Genomic DNA, 16,709 nt, shown 5'->3' on the forward strand with positions numbered 1-16,709 from the left:
GAATTTCTCTGCTCACTGTGCCGCCACGCCTGGTTTTCACCGTCACCACCGACCTTAACTACGACCAGCGGATGCAGCGCATCTGTGGCTCGCTGGCCCGGGCCGGCTATGAGGTGCTGCTGATTGGCCGGGAGTGGCCCGCCTCGCAGCCGCTCACCCCGCAGCCATACCGCCAGCAGCGGCTGCGCTGCCATTTCACGCGAGGCAAGCTGTTTTACCTGGAATACAACCTGAGGCTGCTGGGGCGGCTGCTGGGGCAGCGCGCCGCCGCCTGGTGCGCCATCGACCTGGATACGGCCTTGCCGGTGTGGCTGCGGGCCCGGCTGGCCCGGCAGCCCTTCATCTACGATGCGCACGAGCTATTCACGGAAGTGCCCGAAGTGGTAGCCCGCCCGGCCGTGCAGCGCGTCTGGCGCAAAATTGAAAATTTCATTGTGCCTCGGGCTGCTCTGGTATATACCGTAGGGCCGGCCCTGGCCCGGGTATTTGAGCAGCGCCACGGCCGGCCGGTGGCCGTGGTACGCAACATCAGCTGGCTTATGGCCGATGCACTGCCCCCGGCTCCGGCTGCTGCCCCGGCCGATGGCTTTATTCTGTACCAAGGGGCGCTGAACGCCGGGCGGGGACTGGAGCCGCTGCTGGAGGCCATGCCACAGGTGCGCGGCCGGCTGGTTATCTGCGGCGAAGGCGACCTGTCAGAGGAATTGCGGGAGCAGGCCGCCCGGCTGGGGCTGCTGCAAAGCGGGCAGGTGGAGTTCCGGGGTTACGTGCTGCCGAAGGAGCTGCGGGAACTGACGCGCCACGCCACCGTAGGGCTCAACCTGCTCGAAAATATGGGTCTGAGTTACTACTACTCCCTGGCGAATAAATTTTTCGATTACCTCCACGCCGGCGTGCCCCAGGTAGTTATCGACTTCCCCGAGTACCGGGCCCTCAACGACCAGTACGATGTAGCCGACCTCGTGCCCGATGTGCTGCCGGCCACGCTGGCCGCCGCCCTTAACCGCCTGCTGCCCGGCGGCGACGCGGCCCGCTACCACCAGTTGGCCGAAAACTGCCGTCAGGCTCGTGCCTTACTCAGCTGGCAGCATGAAGAGCAGCAGTTGCTGCGCCTGTACACGGGCCTGTTTTCTTCTTCTGATTCCTCCCTATGAACCCGTTTTCCGACCTCGCCGCCATTACCAGTCCCACGCTGCTGGTCATTACCGGCCCTACTGCCGTGGGCAAAACCGACCTGTGCGTACAACTGGCCCAGCAGCTCGGTACCGAAATCGTGTCGGCCGACTCGCGGCAGTTTTTTCGGGAACTGAACATTGGTACGGCCAAGCCGACGGTGGCGGAAATGCAGGGCGTGCCGCACCATTTTATCAACTCCCACAGCATTACAGAGGAATATAACGCCGGCCGCTTCGAGCAGGACGCGCTGGCCGTACTGGCCGACCTGTTTCAGCGCCACCAAGTGGTTATCCTCACGGGCGGTTCCGGACTGTACCTGCAGGCCGTGACGGAGGGGTTTGACGCTTTGCCCGCCGTGGAGCCGGCCGTGCGGGAGCAAATCAAGGCCGAGCTGGAAGCCCACGGCCTGGAGCCGCTGGTGGCAGAGCTGGCTCACCTTGATGCGGTAACCCACGCCCGCATCGACCGCCAGAATCCGCAACGGGTGGTGCGGGCCCTAGAAATCTGCCGGGGTACGGGGCAGCCATTCAGCTCCTTCCACGCCGCCAAAGCCGCCGACCGGCCCTTCCGGATCATCAAAATTGCCCTGACCCGGGAGCGGGAGGAATTGTATCAGCGTATTGACGCGCGCATGGACCAGATGCTGGCCCAGGGCCTCGAAGCCGAAGCCCGCGCCCTCTATCCCTACCGCCACCACAACGCCCTCCAGACGGTAGGCTACCAAGAGCTGTTCGCCTACTTCGAGGGCCAGTATGAGTACGCCGAGGCCGTACGCCTGCTCAAACGCAACTCCCGCCGTTACGCCAAGCGCCAGCTCACCTGGCTCCGCCGCGACGCGGAATACCAGTGGCTGGCGCATAAAGAAGGCGGATGGATAAAGGCGTAGTAGGTTATAGTGCCCGGCTGATCTGGAGCTGTGCGCCGGGCAGAATGTTGCCGCGCGTATCGTTTTGCAGAGCCAAGCGCCCGCCCAGTCGCCAGGTGCGGTCTGGGTTGAGGGCTACGTCCAGGCCGGTAGAAACGATGTAGCCCACCTGAAATCCTCGCTCGTAGCGCGCCGAGTAGCCAAATTCACCATCATGTACCCAGGCTGAGGAAAAGCTCGTGAGCTTAGCGTAACCGCCCGTTACGCCCGCCCCGAGGCTGAATTCTACCGTCTTATTATTACCGAACGGCAGCCAGTAGATTTCCTGCTCCAGATTAACGGCTCGGTAAGATTGCGGAATGGTGAAGCCACCGCCGAAATCATACGGCTCATTACCCCCGATGTACGCCACTCGGGAGCCCAGCCGCCAATGCTGGCCCAGCTGCGGCGCGTATTCCAGATGGGCCTTTAGTACTTTATAGTCACCGGTACCATTAAGCGACTGGCCCACGCCTGCCCGCAGCAGCGCGGGTCGGTGAGTAGGCTGCTCAGCGGCGGGTTGCTGCGAGTAGGCAGTAACAGGAAACAGGGCGCAGGTAGCCAGCGCTGTGAAACATGAATAGAGGTTATGCATGATCAGGAAAAGAAATAAGTAGAGGAAAAGGAACTTTTTTACAGATACAGTAAAAGACAAATTCCCTGCCAGATACAGCGTATCCGGCAGGGAATTGAATGGCGGAGCCAATAAGTTTTTACACGCTCAGGATTTCCACCATTCGCATAAAGCTCTGGTTGATGAGCTTCTTCTTGTGAATAGTATCGGAGAAGGGCGTGTACACCAGTTTCCGGTCCACGATGCCGGCCATTACGTTGCGCATGCCGTTCATCAGGCCTTCCACGGCGGCAATACCAATCTGTGAGGCCAGCATCCGGTCGGCAGCGGACGGTGCCCCCCCGCGCTGAATGTGGCCGATGATGGTCACGCGCGTGTCCAGCTCCGGAATGGCGGCTTTCACGCGCTGGGCCACCTGGTGGGCGTTACCTTCTTCCTCGCCCTCGGCTACCACTACCAAAAAGGAGGTTTTGGAACGCTGCCAGCTGGATTTCAGGCTGTCAATCACAGCATCCGTCGACATCTGGGTTTCCGGAATCATCACAATTTCGGCCCCGCCGCCAATGGCGCAGGGAATGGCAATGTAACCCGAGTCGCGGCCCATTACCTCCACGAAGAAGCACCGGTCATGCGAGTCGGCCGTATCCCGGATCTTGTCAATGGCTTCGAGGGCCGTGTTTACGGCCGTGTCGTAGCCGATAGTGTAGTCGGTGCCATACAGGTCGTTGTCGATGGTGCCGGGCGCGCCTACGGTCGGAATGCCAAACTCCTGCTCAAACAGGGTAGCACCCGTGAAGGTGCCGTTGCCCCCAATGGCCACCAGTCCATCAATACCGTGGTTTACCAGTTGGTCGAAGGCCTGCTGACGGCCTTCCTTGGTCATGAATTTCTGGCTGCGGGCCGATTTCAGAATGGTGCCGCCTTTCTGAATGGTATTAGAAACGGAAGCGGAGTCCAGCTTCACGAACTCCCCTTTAATCATGCCGCTGTAGCCGCGCATGATGCCATATACTTCGATGCCGTGATACACGGCCGTGCGAACCACGGCCCGGATGCAGGCGTTCATGCCGGGCGCGTCGCCCCCACTGGTGAAAACTGCAATACGCTTCATTGTACTTCCTCTTGGGGACTCAAACAAATACCCGACGGAGCCGGGCCGGGCAAAGGTGGCAAATCCCGGGGGAATGTTCAGCCTCTGACTCCGTAAAAGATAAAATAGCCTCGGTGGGCGGCTGTTTTTTGCCGGGCTGCGTATGCTTCCTATTGCACTGCTTCTGTCAAAAAGCTACCTTACTAAGTGCCACTGCCGCCTCGCGTGCTCAGTGCTGCTGTCCGGCCCGTTCCTCCCATCCGCAACTGCCTAATGCCCGCCCGTATGTTTGGTTTTTTTGAAAACGAGCAAACCAGAAAAGTTAAAAGCCACCTGATGAACCTGGCCGCCCTGGCTAAAGCCGATGGCCACCTCGACGAGCGGGAAATGAGTTTTATTGTGGCCGTAGGTCGCAAAAATGGCATGCGGGCCGACGAAGTGCGCTCCATCATCGGCAATTCCGGGGCCATCCGGCTTATCATCCCCGAAAACGACTCGGAGCGGTTCGACCAGATATTCGACCTCGTGGACATGATGCTGGCCGACGGCGTAGTGGACGATACCGAAATGAATTTCTGCATCGATATGGCCGAAAAGCTCGGTTTCCGCAAAGATGTGGTGCAGGTGTTGGTACGACGCATCTCGCAAGGCGTGAAAGATGGCTTCCCCCGCGACCAGATCAAGGAAGACACCCAGGCGTTTCTGGAGAGCTGATAAGTTAGAACCTAGAATCTAAAACTGATAGGTGAGAACTGAGAAGTGAGTTGCTGAAAGGTCCGTTTAAGGGCGTGTTCGGCAACTCACTTCTCAGTTATTGCTTTCTGGGTTCTCAGTTCTAACATCTCACTTCTAACTTACTGCTTCCACCGCCCGCAACAAAGCGGCGCAGGCGTCGTCAATCTGCTCGAAGGTGATGGTGAGGGGTGGGGCGATGCGCAGGGAGTTGTCGCAGAACAGGAACCAGTCGGTGAGTACGTGCTCCTGCCAGAGGGCCTGGTCGATGATGGGCTTGAGCACCTCGAAGGAGTCGAACTCCACGGCCATCAGCAGCCCGCAGTTGCGCACGTCCCGGATGGCCGGATGTACCAGCCGCTCCCGGAAGCGGGCGGCTTTTTCGGCTACGCCGGCCAGCAGGTTTTCCTCCTGAATAACCTGTAACGTGGCCAAAGAAGCTGCACAGGAAACCGGGTGGCCCCCAAACGTAGTGCAGTGGCCCAGAATAGGGTCGGTTTTGAAGCCGGCCATGATGTGCTGCGGCGCAATAAAGGCCCCGATGGGCATGCCGCCGCCCATGCCCTTGGCCGTGAGCAGAATATCGGGCTCGATGCCAAATTGTTCGAAGGCCCAGAACGTGCCCGTGCGCCCGAAACCGCACTGAATTTCATCTAGAATCAGCAGGGCGCCCACCTCGGTGCAGCGCTGGCGCAAGGCCGGCAGGTAGCCGGGGGCGGGCAGCCGCACACCGGCCTCGCCCTGTACCGTCTCGATGACTACGGCGGCAGTGTGCTCGTCAATGAGTTGCAGATCCTCGAAGTGGTTGTGGCGGAAGTGGTGGACATCAGACAGCAGCGGCCGGAAGGCATTCTTAAATCCTTCGGAGCCGGTGATGCTGAGGGCGCCGTGGGTGGAGCCGTGGTAGGCGTTGAAGCTGCTGAGCAATCTGGTGCGGCCGGTATGGCGCTTGGCCAGCTTAAGCGCGCCCTCCACGGCCTCGGTGCCGGAGTTGGTGAAGAATACGTTGTCGAGGTGGGCGGGCAGGGTGGCGGTGAGGGCCTGGGCCAGTCGGGCCGGCGGGGCCTGCACCACCTCGCCGTACACCATCAGGTGCAGGTATTTATCGAGCTGGTCGTGAATGGCCTGGAGTACGCGCGGGTGGCGGTGGCCCACGTTGCTCACGCCGATGCCCGAAATCAAGTCGAGGTAACGCTGGCCTTCGGGACCGTACATGTAGACGCCTTCGGCCCGCTCAATTTCCAGCAGCAAGGGAAAATCGGAGGTTTGGGCCTGATGGCGCAGGAAAAGCTGGCGGGGAGTGAGCATACGCAGAATGGTTCGGCCGGTCCGTTCGGTTGGTGAGCTGAGACGAAGGAAACGGCGGCGGTACCGGAACAACAAAAACGGGCCGCAAAGGTACGGGTGCTTGGTCTGCTTACTGCCCTATCAACAAAAAAACGGCCGCCGAAGCAGCCTTTTTCTACGGATTCAGGAAGCAGGAGCCGTTGTCAATCGTCCAAGCCGTCGGCGGCACCGGCAGGCATACCGGGGCGGCCGGCTACGCGCTTGAGTACTTCCTTGGTAAACTGTCGTTCGGCCAGGGCCAGCCGGCCCACCTGCCGCACGCTGATTACGCGTTGGAACCGCTCGAAGTACTCTTTCTCCAGCGTTATTTCCTGCTGGCGCAGCACAAACGACTGGTTGAGACTTTCCCGGATCTGCTGGTCGCTGAGGCCGTCGGTATTGGCGGGGCGCAGCTGGCGGAGGCGGCGGCTCAGGTCGCGGCGCTTGGCCGTGAATTCGTTGTAGAGGGGCCAGAATTTCTGGGCCTGGTCGGGGGTGAGGGCAACCTGCTCGGTGAGGTAGGCAATGCGGGCGTTTTCGAGCTGACTCAGGCGCTCCTGTCGGCGCTGGCCGCCCTGGGCGTGCGTTTCAGCCAGCGGCAGCGCCGCTAAGCAGCAGAACAGTAATAGGGTACGGAGGAAATAGTTCATCGGGAACGAAATAAAGCAGGCGGTGAAAGTACAGCTTACAGATAGGCTTCTTCGGCGGATTGAGCGTCCAGCAATTCCTGCAACTCCTCGGGCGAGGCCTGTAAGGTGCCAGTAGGGGCGTTCTGCGCGGCCCCAGGCAGCTCGGCCAGATCGGCAAGCGTTACCCGCTGCTCACTGGCCAGCAGGTACTGCACCAGCTCTGCGCGGGGCACCTGCGCCAGGGAGGCGGTAGCCAGGGGCTGCACGGTGGCGCCGGGGCTCAGCAGGAAGGCGGCCGCGAAGCCCCCCAGCACAGCCGCCGAGGCCAGGGCCGTCCGTAGCGGGGCCGACAGGGCCGTGAGCCACCCGCCGGCCAACGGGCTCGGGGCCGCAGTTGGTACGCGCTGCATAATGCGGGTAGGCAGCTGCTCAAAGTATCGGTCCGGGGGTAAGGACAGCGGCGGCTGGGGCCGGCGGCGGTGTTCATCCAGACGAAAAGGAGTGTTCATGGCAGTTAGAAGCGGCCGGAGCCGCCGGGTTTAATCGTTCTGGGCGTGGTCGTTGATGTATTGCTCAATTTTTTTGGCCGCGTGGTGGTAGGAGGCCTTCAGGGCGCCCACGCTGGTGCCGGTTACCTCGGCCATCTGCTCGTAGGGCATCTCGTCGTAATAGCGCAGGTTGAATACCAGCCGTTGCTTATCGGGCAGGCGCAGGATGGCTTTCTGCAGCTTCAGCTCCACCTCGTCGCCGGCCAAGCTTTCATCGGCCTCGATTTTGGCGGTCAGCTCGGCCCCTACATCGTTGAGGGGTAGGAAGAACTTGCGCCGCTTGCTGCCCAGGAAGCTCAGACACTCGTTGGTGGCAATGCGGTAAATCCAGGTGAACAAAGAGGCATCCTGGCGGAAGTTCTCCAGATGATTCCACACCTTGATGAACACGTCCTGGGTCAGGTCGTCGGCGTCATCGTGGTCGACTACCATTTTGCGCACGTGCCAATACACCTTGCTCTGGTACTTGCGCACGAGCTGGTTGAAGGCCACGTTGCGGGCGGCGGGGTCACGGAACTTGGCGAGTATCTCCTGGTCTTCCAAGGCGCAGGGGAGCGGGGGTTAGGGCGGCGGGTTGCGGGTGGTTAGAGCGGCCGGGTGGGTGAGGGTTTAACGAGCGGTCTAAAAAAAGCGCCAGCTCAGCCTGCACCACATGTGGCGTATGAAACTATCCGGTAATTTGGCCAGATAGTTCTTAATCCGCCATTACATGAGTTCCACTTTTACACCGCAGGAAATTGAGGAGGAGTATGTCTGGAATTTCTTCGGACGCAATGCTGAATACTACTTGCAAACGTGGCGGCTGCGGCAACAGGGCAAGTACATAACTTTCAATGCCGCTGCCTTTTTTCTGGGTTTATTCTGGTTTCTGTACCGCCGTATGTACCTAGTATCGGTGCTCATTGTTGCTTTACTGACATTGGAAGCGGAAATCGAGAAGCAGGTTACTGGGGTTCAGCGAGGAATCGGGGCTACGGTACTGATAAGTCTTGTCAACGCATCCTTGTTAGGTTTTTTTGCTAATAGCCTATACCTGTGGCACGCCGAGCGAAAGATGCGCAAACTGCTGGCCTTGGGCCTGCCCCGGGAGGAACTGCTGGCACGGCTGCGCCGGGCTGGAGGCAACAGTTGGTGGGCTATACTGGTCGTGTTGCTTTTCGCGTTGCTTGTAGTATGGGCTAACTTATGGCTGAGTCAGCACGCAGAACTGGCCGGCCGATAAATAGCAGTTGAAACCTATATAGTGTAAACTCCTACTTTTACCCTCGTTCCATCCCCGCCACCAGCTATGAGCAACATGATCCAGTTCGTTGCTAACCACGACGACCTTAGCACCGACAAAGGTTTCCAGTTCAAGTTTTACTGCGACAAATGCCGCAACGGCCACATGTCACGCTTTCTGCCCAACAAAATCGGTATTGCCGGGGAGTTGATGCGGGCCGCTGGTAGCCTGTTCGGCGGGCATTTTTACGATGCCGGTACGGCCGCCTACCACGTGCAGCGCGCCATCGGGGGCAAGGCCCACGATGATGCGTTGGAAACGGCCGTGCAGGAAGGCAAAACCTATTTCAAGCAGTGCACCCGCTGCGGCCACTGGGTGTGCCCCGATGTATGCTGGAACCACACCGCCGGCCTCTGCGAAGACTGCGCCCCCGATGAGCACGAAGAACTGGCAGCCCAGCAGCGCCAGGCCGCCCGGGAGCAGATCCAAACGAAAACCCGCGCCCAGGACTACACCCAGAACCTCGATTTTCTGGGGCAGGCCCAAATAAGCCAGTGCGGCAGTTGCCAGGCCAAACTCAACCCCGGTCAGAAGTTTTGCCCCGAGTGTGGTCAGCCCAGCGCCGCCGTTGAGCCCAAGGAGAAATTCTGCGGCGACTGTGGGGCCTCCGTGAAGCCCGGGCAGCGCTTCTGCGCCGAGTGCGGCAGCAAGCAGTAAATAGCCGATAACTCAGACAGTCACTCCGAGCATGTGGCCTTATGCGCCGCATGCTCGGAATGACTGTCCGTGATAGATAGACACGTCGCCTACTTCGTGTTGTAAGTTACCCCGATGGTGACGTTGGTATTGTCGCGGGGCTTGCCTTCCGGAATGCGGTTCTCGAAGGTGTAGGCGTAGGTGCTGGTGATGGCGAAGCGCGGGGTAAAGCGCAGGGCCAGCGACGAAGTATGCGTAACGCGGTAATCCGAAAAATCCTGGAGGTTAGGCTGGTAGAAGGTGATGGAGTTGAACGTGAACACGCGGTAGGAGTAGGCCACCTTGAGGCGGGCAGAGCTGCGGGCCACGGTGCGGGAGCTGCCATCCTGAAAATACGTGGCCTCCCGCAGCAACAGGTTGCTCACGGCCACCTCGCGCCCCAATGAGTCCTGGTAAAACGCCCAGCCCGGCCCCGCGCCCACTTGGTAACGGTTATCGATGCCGCGCAAATTGCTCCGCTCGTAGCCCCCGATGCCGTAGAAGCGGAAGTGGCCTTTCCAGTAGTAGGGCGTGGCGTTGAGCAGCCATTCCCGCTCCCGCAGCCGCCCGTCCTGCTTGCCAAACGTGAAGCTGCCCGTTACCGGCGCCCCAAAGTGCAGCCCCCGCAGCAGCGTAACCGAATGGGCGGTGGCAAACAGCGTCCGGTTGACGCCGCCCGACGTGTACTGCCCGGAAAGCTGCCCCGAGTAGCGGATGATGGTGGTATCGGACTTTTGGGCCCGGGCCGGCAGGGCCGCGCCGCCGAGTAGTAGGAGGAGCAAGAGAAGCTGAAGAAAACGCATAAGGCTTAGGCCGCAAAAAGGCTGCTACCGGGCAAAGGTAGTCCTCGGGGCCGGGAGTAAACGGCCGCCGTGCCTCACGTTGCCCTCATCAAAGCGGGCTACCTTTGGGGCGTGGGCGCTCAACATGCCTGCCAGTCAGCCGCTTTTCCCCACCTGTTCCCGCCTGCATGCAGCTACCCGATTCGCTCCGCCGTCAGCTAAAAGCCCGCTACGATGCCATTGCCAACCACCACATCAAGCGCGACCTGCTGAACGCGTTGCCGTTTTGGGTAGGAGCCGTGGTGACCGGGCTGGTGGCGGTGCTGTACGCCAAGCTGTTCGGGTGGGCCGAAGCCGGTACGCGCTATATCTACCACCTGTCGCCGTGGCTGTTTCTGGCCATTACGCCGCTGTGCTTTCTGGTGGGGTGGTGGCTGGTGCAGCGGTACGCGCCCTACTCCCGGGGCAGCGGCATCCCGCAGGTCAGCGCCGCCATCGACCTGAGCAACCCGCGCCACCGCTACAAAGTGAGCCGTCTGCTCAGCCTGCGCATTGTAGTAGTCAAAATCGTGTCGAGTCTGGTGATGGTGGTGGGCGGGGCCGTTATCGGGCGCGAAGGACCCACCATCCAGATTGCGGCTTCCATCTTTAAGAAGATAAACGACTGGCTGCCGGCCTGGTACCCGAAGGTGTCGCGGCGTAACATGGTCATCACCGGGGCGGCGGCGGGACTGGCTTCAGCCTTCAATACGCCGCTGGGTGGTATCGTGTTTGCCATTGAGGAGCTGACCAAAACGCACTTCAACTACTTCAAGTCGGCCCTGCTCACGGGCGTTATCATTGCCGGCCTCACGGCCCTCAACCTGCTGGGGCCTTACCTGTACCTGGGCTACCCCAAGCTCGACCACCTGCCCATCTGGATTATCTTCGTGGTGATGCTGGTGGCGGTGCTCACCGGGTTTGCCGCCAGCAGCATGGCCGAGGCTATCCTGTGGCTGCTGCGCCAGAAAGCCCGCCTGACCAGCCCCGTGCAGCGGGCCCTGTACCCGGTAGCCTGCGGCCTGCTGATTGCCGGACTGGGCGTGGCCTTCGGGGAGCAGGTGTTCGGCTCGGGCAAGGAAATTATGGTGAGCACCCTGTTTACCGCCGACAAGCACGTGGCCTGGTACCTGCCGCTGCTGCGCATCATCGGGCCGATTATTTCCTTCTCCACGGGCGCGGCCGGCGGCATTTTCGCGCCCGCTCTGAGTGCCGGTGCCAGCATAGGGGCCGTGGTGGCCGAGTGGATGTACCTGCCCGATACGGCCACCAACCTACTGGTACTCTGCGGCATGGCCGGCTTCCTGACGGGTGTCACGCGCAGCCCGTTCACCTCGTCCATCCTGGTGATTGAAATGACCAACAGCCACAACATCATCTTCTACCTGATGCTCACGGCGCTGCTGGCCAACCTGGTGTCCAACCTCGTCACCCGCCACTCCTTTTACGACCAGCTCAAGGTGCAATACATCCAGGAAATCCACCGCGCGGAGTTGCAGGCGGAAACAAGTAGATAGCCGTGCGTTCAGAAATAATTGCGGATGGGTATCGGTATATTCAAGCTCGTTTAGCGCACTACCGCGCCCATTTTTAAGGATAAATCAGCAAGACGAATATGAAGCTGAGTGAAGTTATAGCTGCAATTGACGAGCAACCTGAAGCCGCAATTGTATTCGTTAAAAAGGTGAATGGAAAGGTTCTGCCTGACTCTGAGGTAGTGCTGGTAAAGCTGCCTGAAGAAGAGGAAGACTGGAAAACAGATCAAATGGCAAGCAAATACTGTCCCGGGCTCGAATACTTTTTAGAAGTGTTTATTATACAGGATATGGTGGATGATCTGAGAGGTATGGCCGATTATCAAACATTAGATCAGCAGGTAAAACGGATTATCCATTATGCTGAATATGATGCGTAAAATTCTACTATTGCTTCTATTTACTGCTTTTGCAACAACGGCTAACGGCCAAACGGTCCTTCAGGGTGACTCGCTGTACCGAGGGTTACAGGTAGGCAAGTCAACCTTTGATGACATTAGGCGAGTAATGGGCAGCGGCTACAAAGCTGAAGAGATAATAGGGGAAAGTAACGCACTGCTGCGGGATGGGAGGTGTGTTATTATAAGGCGGGTAATCGGACAAAAGGTCTACTACCGTAAACAGGGAGTTATATTTTACATCCGGAGTAATCCTAAGCGAGAATGGTTAGCAGGAATTGACTTCAGTTCCAGCGCTACTGTGCAGTCCTCCCAAGGTATTACCCCCGGCCACCATACGTTTGCTGACGTAATTGCTCACTACGGGCCTGTTGATTTTGACAAGAAGGACAACGAGGAACCCAGGCTTGAGGAATCCTCCGATGATGGTGAGCAGTGGATGACCAGCATCGTATTCCCGAACGTCAGCTTTCGAAGTGTCGGCAAGCGTCAGCCCGGCGAAAATATCTTGCTGCGTAGGATAGAGGTTATTCGTTTGGCTAGTGAGTAAACACAACGCCCCGGTTGCAGCAAGTGCAACCGGGGCGTTGTATAGGTAAATCAACCCAAACCCTACTTCCGGCGGGCCATTACTTTCTCCACGGCGGCCACAATAGCCTGCTCGTTGAGGCCGTATTTCTCCATCAGCTGGTCGGGGGTGCCGGATTCGCCGAAGGAGTCGTTGACGGCTACCATTTCCAGGGGCAGGGGCTCCTCGCGGGCCAGCAGCTGGGCGATGGAGTCGCCGAGGCCGCCGTTCATCTGGTGCTCCTCAGCCGTTACCACGCAGCGCGTTTTGCGGGCCGACTCCAGAATTAGTCGGGCATCCAGGGGCTTGATGGTGTGGATGTTGATGATTTCGGCGTTGATGCCTTTCTCAGCCAGCAGCTTGCCGGCCAGGATGGCCTTCCACACCAAATGGCCGGTGGCGAAGATGCTCACGTCGGCACCCTCGTTCAGCACGATGCCCTTGCCAACTTCAAACGGCTGATCGGCGGGGGTGAAGTTGGGCACCACGGGCCGGCCGAAGCGCAGGTACACGGGGCCCTCGTAGTCGGCAATGGCAATGGTGGCGGCTTTGGTCTGGTTGTAGTCGCAGGGGTTGATGACGGTCATGTGGGGCAGCATTTTCATCAGCCCGATGTCCTCCAGAATCTGGTGGGTGGCACCGTCTTCGCCCAGGGTGAGGCCAGCGTGGGAGGCACAGATCTTCACGTTCTTGTTGGAATACGCAATGCTCTGACGGATCTGGTCGTACACGCGGCCGGTGCTGAAGTTGGCGAAGGTGCCCGTGAAGGGAATCTTACCGCCAATGGTGAGGCCGGCGGCCAGGCCCATCATGTTGGCCTCAGCAATGCCCACCTGGAAAAACCGCTCGGGGTTGTCCTTGATGAAGGCATCCATCTTGAGCGAGCCGATGAGGTCGGCGCAGAGGGCTACCACGTTGGGGTTGGTGCGGCCCAGCTCCTGCAAACCAGCGCCAAAGCCACTGCGGGTATCCTTCGATTCGGTGTAGGGAAAGTCTTTCATGCGTGGGGGGGTATGTTTTGGAGTTTATTCGGGTGTCATGCTGAGCGCAGTCGAAGCATCTCAACCGCTTCGTCTGTCTGGGTCACTAGCCCAGGGTTTAAACCCTGGGCTATGGAGTGGGGGCTGTCCTCACGATTGGGGTTAGCCAGCGGTAGAGATGCTTCGACTACGGCTCCGTGCCCTGGCTCGATTCGCCACATGCTCAGCATGACGTTCTGGTTTGCTATGTTGCTCATCGGCCAAAAATGCTGACCGACGAGGTTTGACCCGGCCGGATGGTGAAGGTGCGCACGTCGGTGAACTGGCTGCCGGTGGCGGTTTTGGTGCGGAACACGAGGCGGTAGGCCCCGGGCTGCATCGGCAGGTTGACTTTGCTGCTGGTTTCGGGTAGGTTGTACACCCACTGCTGCTGCTCGTCCTGACCGAGGCGGTAGATGCTGCCGTAGCCTTTCAGATCCGACACGATGTTGAGGATGCCGGGCGCTTCGTAGGTTACGGCGGTTTCCTGGCCCTGCTTCACCGTGATGCGCCGCAGCTGCCGGGGCAGCGTCAGCAACTCCACCTCGTAGGTGCCGGCCAGCAGTTTCTGCCGCGCCCCGAAGGGCAAAGCCACCACCGTAGCCGGGTTGCCGGCCGCCCGCACCACGGCCTGCACCGTGCCGTAAGGGTTAGGCGAAATGCCCGGCCCTTGCAGCCACAGCGTGCCCTGGGGCGTTTTGTAGGTCAGCACGTTGGCCCGGCCCGGCCGGATGGGCAGGTTGCTTTGCCGCACCGGGGGCACCGTGTTAATCACCAGGTCGTAGCTCTGCAAAGCGTCGATGTCGAGTACGTCGGACTTGCTTTGGGCGTCGCGGTAGTGCACGTAGTTGTACTCGGGCAGGTCCGTCACGTTATTCACAAACGTCATATTCACGTTCGATTCCACGGGGCGGCCCTGCTCGTCGGTGAGGTTTACGCTGACGGTGGTTTTGGCCAGCGTCTGGGTCACTACGTCGTTGAGGATGCTGCGAAAGGTCTTCACATCGGCCGCGTTGTAGTACTGGCCCAGGCATTCCAGCTGCTTGCCAAACTCCCGCTCGGCCCCAATGCCAATCACAAACGGCTTCAGAAACACCCGCTTCCGTTGCAGGGCTACGGCCGTGGCGCACGGGTCGCCCTTGCAGGATTCCAGGCCGTCGGTAATCAGGATGAGCACGTTGCGGGTCGATTTATCCACCGGAAAGTCCTGGGCCGACTGCAGCAAGGAGTAGGTGATGGGCGTGTTGCCCTTGGGCTCAATCGTCTTCAGCCGCGCCTTGATAGCCCCCGCGTTTTTGGGCGCGAAGGCCACTTCCAGCTTCGAATCCTCGCAGTTGTTCTCCTTGTTTTCGTGCTGGTGCCCGTAGGCCCGCAGCGCCAGCTCCAGGTTGGGGTAGGCGTTGAGCGAGTCCACCATTTTCGACAGCAGCCGCTTGGCTACGTCCCAGCGTTGCTCGCCTTCCCACGGTGCCCGCATCGAGCCGGACGCATCCAGCACGAACAGAATACGCGTGGTTTTGGGCTGGGCAGGCGCTGCGTTCTGGGCACGACTCAGCCCGGGGGCCAGTAGCCCCGCAAGCAAGCACGTAACCAAAACCAGATGGCGCATCTCGGGTATAGCCGGAAAAAAGAACGTCATGCTGAGCTTGCCGAAGCATCTCTACCGCTTCGGTAGCCCTCCTTAGCCCAGGGTTTAAACCCTGGGCTATTCAGCAGCAGTTTCTGTTGACTAATTTGAGATAATCAGCGGGAGAGATGCTTCGGCAAGCTCAACATGACCGAACCGGGTGATTTAGTAGTCGCCGGCTTTTTCTACGGCCAGTTGCTGGAGGGCAATTTCCAGCTGCTCGTTGTTCGGAGCCACGCCGTGCCACTTGTGCGAGCCCATCATGAAGTCCACGCCGAAGCCCATCTGGGTATCCATCAGCACCATCACGGGGCGGCCGTTGCTGAGCAGGCCCTGCGCTTCCTCGATGGTGGGCAGCAGCTTTTCCAGGTCGTTGCCATCGGTTTCCAGAACCTGCCAGTTGAAGGATTCGAACTTGGCGCGTAGGTCGCCGAGGCCACCGATTTTCTCGGTGGGACCATCAATCTGCTGGCCGTTGCGGTCCACGAAGGCAATGAGGTTATTGACTTTGTGATGGGGGGCGTACAGGGCCGCTTCCCATACCTGACCTTCCTGCAACTCGCCGTCGCCCATCAGCACATACACCGTGCTGTTGTCGCCGTTGAGCTTTTTGGCCTGGGCGGCCCCGGTGGCCACGCTCAGGCCCTGGCCCAAGGAGCCCGAGGCTACCCGGATGCCGGGCAGGTGCTCATGCGTGGCGGGGTGACCCTGGAGGCGGGAGTTCAGCTTGCGGAACGTGGCCAGCTCACTTACCGGGAAATAGCCCGAGCGGGCCAGCACCGAGTAGAAAACCGGCGAAATGTGGCCGTTGGAAAGGAAAAACAGATCCTGCCCGATGCCGTCCATATCGAAGGGCTGGGGCGTGTGCTTCATCACCTTGAAATAGAGGGCCACCAGCAGATCGGTGCAGCCCAGCGAGCCGCCGGGGTGACCCGAGTTGACGGCGTGTACCATGCGCACGATGTCGCGCCGCACCTGGGCGGCAATCTGTTTCAGCTCGGCTACCGATTTGGTAGCTGCGGGCGTGTGGGTTTCGGATGAGGCGGCGAATGACGTGTCCTGCGACATGGGTTCGGGTTGAGAATGGGTTTGGTGAGGCAAAGGTAGGAAGTTGGCAGAGGAACCGGCGTGGCGGTTTCTGTCATCCTACATCTGGCGTCCGCTTGCGAAGGACCTTATTACATCAGCACGACAGCTGTACAATGACTCGTTCCTGCGTGATAAGGTCCTTCGCAAGCGGACGCCAGATGTAGGATGACAGATGAAGCCATAAGTAAAAAGCCCCGCCGGAGGGGCGAGGCTTTCGGGGGAAAACTACAGCAGCTGAGCCGCGTGGTTCTTGGTATCGACTTTGGTAATGACTTTCTCGATCAGGCCCTGCGCATCAATGAGGAAGGTGTAGCGCATGGTGCCCATGTACTTGCGGCCGTACATCGACTTCTCCTGCCACACGCCGTAGTCCTGCACCAGCTTCTTGTCCTCATCCACGAGCAGCGGGAAAGGCAGCTCGTGCTTGGTGGCAAACTTCTGGTGCGACTTCTCCGAGTCGATGCTCACGCCCAGTACCTGCACGCCGGCGGCCTGGAGCTGCGCGTAGTTGTCACGCAGGTTGCAGGCCTGGGCGGTGCAGCCCGAGGTGTCGTCTTTGGGATAGAAGTAGAGGGCCACTTTGCGGCCCGCGTAGTCCTGGAGGCGGTGGAGGGTGCCGTTCTGGTCTTTGGCTTCGAAGGCCGGGGCCTGCTCGCCAGCTTGAGGTACTGCCATGCCGCGAAGATAGAAGGGTTTTTTGGTGATTACAGGGATGA

General features: G+C 59.7%; 19 protein-coding genes. 8 read left to right on the forward strand and 11 right to left on the reverse strand.

Annotated features, from left to right (window positions below; translation table 11 throughout):
* Positions 1 to 17 precede the first annotated feature (17 nt).
* A complete protein-coding gene (locus EI293_RS11680; protein ID WP_125437798.1) occupies positions 18 to 1,154 on the forward strand; it encodes a glycosyltransferase in 1,137 nt (378 codons plus the stop codon).
* A complete protein-coding gene (gene miaA / locus EI293_RS11685) occupies positions 1,151 to 2,062 on the forward strand; it encodes a tRNA (adenosine(37)-N6)-dimethylallyltransferase MiaA (RefSeq protein WP_125437800.1) in 912 nt (303 codons plus the stop codon). Before EI293_RS11680 ends, miaA begins: the two co-directional genes overlap by 4 nt.
* Before the next feature lie 4 nt (positions 2,063 to 2,066).
* On the opposite strand, the gene EI293_RS11690 is transcribed toward miaA, so the two are convergent.
* Both EI293_RS11690 and pfkA read right to left on the reverse strand, forming a co-directional pair.
* Complete coding sequence (locus EI293_RS11690) at positions 2,067 to 2,675, reverse strand: hypothetical protein (RefSeq protein WP_125437802.1); 609 nt, start codon at positions 2,673 to 2,675, stop codon at positions 2,067 to 2,069.
* A gap of 118 nt (positions 2,676 to 2,793) precedes the next feature.
* Positions 2,794 to 3,765 (reverse strand): 6-phosphofructokinase, encoded by a 972-nt coding sequence (gene pfkA / locus EI293_RS11695; RefSeq protein WP_125437804.1) that lies wholly within the window; start codon positions 3,763 to 3,765, stop codon positions 2,794 to 2,796.
* 264 nt (positions 3,766 to 4,029) lie between these two features.
* On the opposite strand from pfkA, the gene EI293_RS11700 reads away from it, so the two are divergent.
* Positions 4,030 to 4,458: a tellurite resistance TerB family protein gene (locus EI293_RS11700; protein ID WP_125437806.1), complete on the forward strand. Its 429-nt coding sequence runs from the start codon at positions 4,030 to 4,032 to the stop codon at positions 4,456 to 4,458.
* Between the two features lie 135 nt (positions 4,459 to 4,593).
* On the opposite strand, the gene EI293_RS11705 is transcribed toward EI293_RS11700, so the two are convergent.
* From EI293_RS11705 to EI293_RS11720, 4 genes are all read right to left on the reverse strand, one after another.
* Positions 4,594 to 5,784 carry an aspartate aminotransferase family protein gene (locus tag EI293_RS11705; RefSeq protein WP_125437808.1) on the reverse strand — a complete coding sequence of 397 codons (1,191 nt, stop codon included), beginning with the start codon at positions 5,782 to 5,784 and terminating at the stop codon, positions 4,594 to 4,596.
* Positions 5,785 to 5,966: 182 nt separating this feature from the next.
* The gene (locus EI293_RS11710; protein ID WP_125437810.1) at positions 5,967 to 6,452 is read right to left on the reverse strand and encodes a hypothetical protein; all 486 of its coding nucleotides are present in this window, start codon (positions 6,450 to 6,452) and stop codon (positions 5,967 to 5,969) included.
* A gap of 35 nt (positions 6,453 to 6,487) precedes the next feature.
* On the reverse strand, positions 6,488 to 6,940 hold the full coding sequence (locus EI293_RS11715; protein WP_125437812.1) for a hypothetical protein: 453 nt from the start codon (positions 6,938 to 6,940) through the stop codon (positions 6,488 to 6,490).
* Positions 6,941 to 6,970: 30 nt separating this feature from the next.
* A complete protein-coding gene (locus tag EI293_RS11720) occupies positions 6,971 to 7,522 on the reverse strand; it encodes an RNA polymerase sigma factor (RefSeq protein ID WP_044001754.1) in 552 nt (183 codons plus the stop codon).
* 166 nt (positions 7,523 to 7,688) lie between these two features.
* Between EI293_RS11720 and EI293_RS11725 the strand changes: the two genes are divergently transcribed.
* On the forward strand, positions 7,689 to 8,201 hold the full coding sequence (locus EI293_RS11725) for a DUF2628 domain-containing protein (protein WP_125437814.1): 513 nt from the start codon (positions 7,689 to 7,691) through the stop codon (positions 8,199 to 8,201).
* Between the two features lie 66 nt (positions 8,202 to 8,267).
* On the forward strand, positions 8,268 to 8,918 hold the full coding sequence (locus EI293_RS11730; protein WP_211339564.1) for a zinc ribbon domain-containing protein: 651 nt from the start codon (positions 8,268 to 8,270) through the stop codon (positions 8,916 to 8,918).
* Between the two features lie 89 nt (positions 8,919 to 9,007).
* On the opposite strand, the gene EI293_RS11735 is transcribed toward EI293_RS11730, so the two are convergent.
* Positions 9,008 to 9,718, reverse strand: coding sequence for a DUF481 domain-containing protein (locus EI293_RS11735; RefSeq protein ID WP_170170351.1), 711 nt, complete (start codon positions 9,716 to 9,718; stop codon positions 9,008 to 9,010).
* 188 nt (positions 9,719 to 9,906) lie between these two features.
* On the opposite strand from EI293_RS11735, the gene EI293_RS11740 reads away from it, so the two are divergent.
* From EI293_RS11740 to EI293_RS11750, 3 genes are all read left to right on the forward strand, one after another.
* Positions 9,907 to 11,274, forward strand: coding sequence for a chloride channel protein (locus EI293_RS11740; RefSeq protein WP_125437818.1), 1,368 nt, complete (start codon positions 9,907 to 9,909; stop codon positions 11,272 to 11,274).
* 98 nt (positions 11,275 to 11,372) lie between these two features.
* Complete coding sequence (locus EI293_RS11745) at positions 11,373 to 11,672, forward strand: hypothetical protein (RefSeq protein WP_125437820.1); 300 nt, start codon at positions 11,373 to 11,375, stop codon at positions 11,670 to 11,672.
* Positions 11,662 to 12,240 carry a hypothetical protein gene (locus EI293_RS11750; RefSeq protein ID WP_125437822.1) on the forward strand — a complete coding sequence of 193 codons (579 nt, stop codon included), beginning with the start codon at positions 11,662 to 11,664 and terminating at the stop codon, positions 12,238 to 12,240. Before EI293_RS11745 ends, EI293_RS11750 begins: the two co-directional genes overlap by 11 nt.
* 62 nt (positions 12,241 to 12,302) lie before the next feature.
* Here EI293_RS11750 and EI293_RS11755 read toward each other — a convergent pair whose 3' ends face one another.
* The 4 genes from EI293_RS11755 to bcp all read right to left on the reverse strand — a co-directional run bounded on the left by EI293_RS11755 (position 12,303) and on the right by bcp (position 16,668).
* A complete protein-coding gene (locus EI293_RS11755; RefSeq protein WP_125437824.1) occupies positions 12,303 to 13,259 on the reverse strand; it encodes a transketolase family protein in 957 nt (318 codons plus the stop codon).
* A gap of 232 nt (positions 13,260 to 13,491) precedes the next feature.
* On the reverse strand, positions 13,492 to 14,886 hold the full coding sequence (locus tag EI293_RS11760) for a vWA domain-containing protein (protein ID WP_125438064.1): 1,395 nt from the start codon (positions 14,884 to 14,886) through the stop codon (positions 13,492 to 13,494).
* A 183-nt stretch (positions 14,887 to 15,069) separates the two neighbouring features.
* Positions 15,070 to 15,972: a transketolase gene (locus tag EI293_RS11765; RefSeq protein WP_125437826.1), complete on the reverse strand. Its 903-nt coding sequence runs from the start codon at positions 15,970 to 15,972 to the stop codon at positions 15,070 to 15,072.
* Between the two features lie 246 nt (positions 15,973 to 16,218).
* A complete protein-coding gene (gene bcp / locus EI293_RS11770; RefSeq protein WP_125437828.1) occupies positions 16,219 to 16,668 on the reverse strand; it encodes a thioredoxin-dependent thiol peroxidase in 450 nt (149 codons plus the stop codon).
* Positions 16,669 to 16,709: the final 41 nt, after the last annotated feature.

The sequence above is a fragment of the Hymenobacter perfusus genome (genome assembly GCF_003944765.1).
In the GTDB taxonomy this organism is placed as follows: domain Bacteria; phylum Bacteroidota; class Bacteroidia; order Cytophagales; family Hymenobacteraceae; genus Hymenobacter; species Hymenobacter perfusus.

Coding starts and splice junctions, on each gene's coding strand:
- EI293_RS11765 (WP_125437826.1), bottom strand. CDS start 15,972: ATGTCGCAGGACACGTCATTCGCCGCCTCATCCGAAACCCACACGCCC.
- EI293_RS11755 (WP_125437824.1), bottom strand. CDS start 13,259: ATGAAAGACTTTCCCTACACCGAATCGAAGGATACCCGCAGTGGCTTT.
- EI293_RS11730 (WP_211339564.1), top strand. CDS start 8,268: ATGAGCAACATGATCCAGTTCGTTGCTAACCACGACGACCTTAGCACC.
- EI293_RS11715 (WP_125437812.1), bottom strand. CDS start 6,940: ATGAACACTCCTTTTCGTCTGGATGAACACCGCCGCCGGCCCCAGCCG.
- bcp (WP_125437828.1), bottom strand. CDS start 16,668: ATGGCAGTACCTCAAGCTGGCGAGCAGGCCCCGGCCTTCGAAGCCAAA.
- EI293_RS11750 (WP_125437822.1), top strand. CDS start 11,662: ATGATGCGTAAAATTCTACTATTGCTTCTATTTACTGCTTTTGCAACA.
- EI293_RS11690 (WP_125437802.1), bottom strand. CDS start 2,675: ATGCATAACCTCTATTCATGTTTCACAGCGCTGGCTACCTGCGCCCTG.
- miaA (WP_125437800.1), top strand. CDS start 1,151: ATGAACCCGTTTTCCGACCTCGCCGCCATTACCAGTCCCACGCTGCTG.
- EI293_RS11710 (WP_125437810.1), bottom strand. CDS start 6,452: ATGAACTATTTCCTCCGTACCCTATTACTGTTCTGCTGCTTAGCGGCG.
- EI293_RS11705 (WP_125437808.1), bottom strand. CDS start 5,784: ATGCTCACTCCCCGCCAGCTTTTCCTGCGCCATCAGGCCCAAACCTCC.
- EI293_RS11725 (WP_125437814.1), top strand. CDS start 7,689: ATGAGTTCCACTTTTACACCGCAGGAAATTGAGGAGGAGTATGTCTGG.
- EI293_RS11700 (WP_125437806.1), top strand. CDS start 4,030: ATGTTTGGTTTTTTTGAAAACGAGCAAACCAGAAAAGTTAAAAGCCAC.
- EI293_RS11740 (WP_125437818.1), top strand. CDS start 9,907: ATGCAGCTACCCGATTCGCTCCGCCGTCAGCTAAAAGCCCGCTACGAT.
- EI293_RS11760 (WP_125438064.1), bottom strand. CDS start 14,886: ATGCGCCATCTGGTTTTGGTTACGTGCTTGCTTGCGGGGCTACTGGCC.
- EI293_RS11745 (WP_125437820.1), top strand. CDS start 11,373: ATGAAGCTGAGTGAAGTTATAGCTGCAATTGACGAGCAACCTGAAGCC.
- pfkA (WP_125437804.1), bottom strand. CDS start 3,765: ATGAAGCGTATTGCAGTTTTCACCAGTGGGGGCGACGCGCCCGGCATG.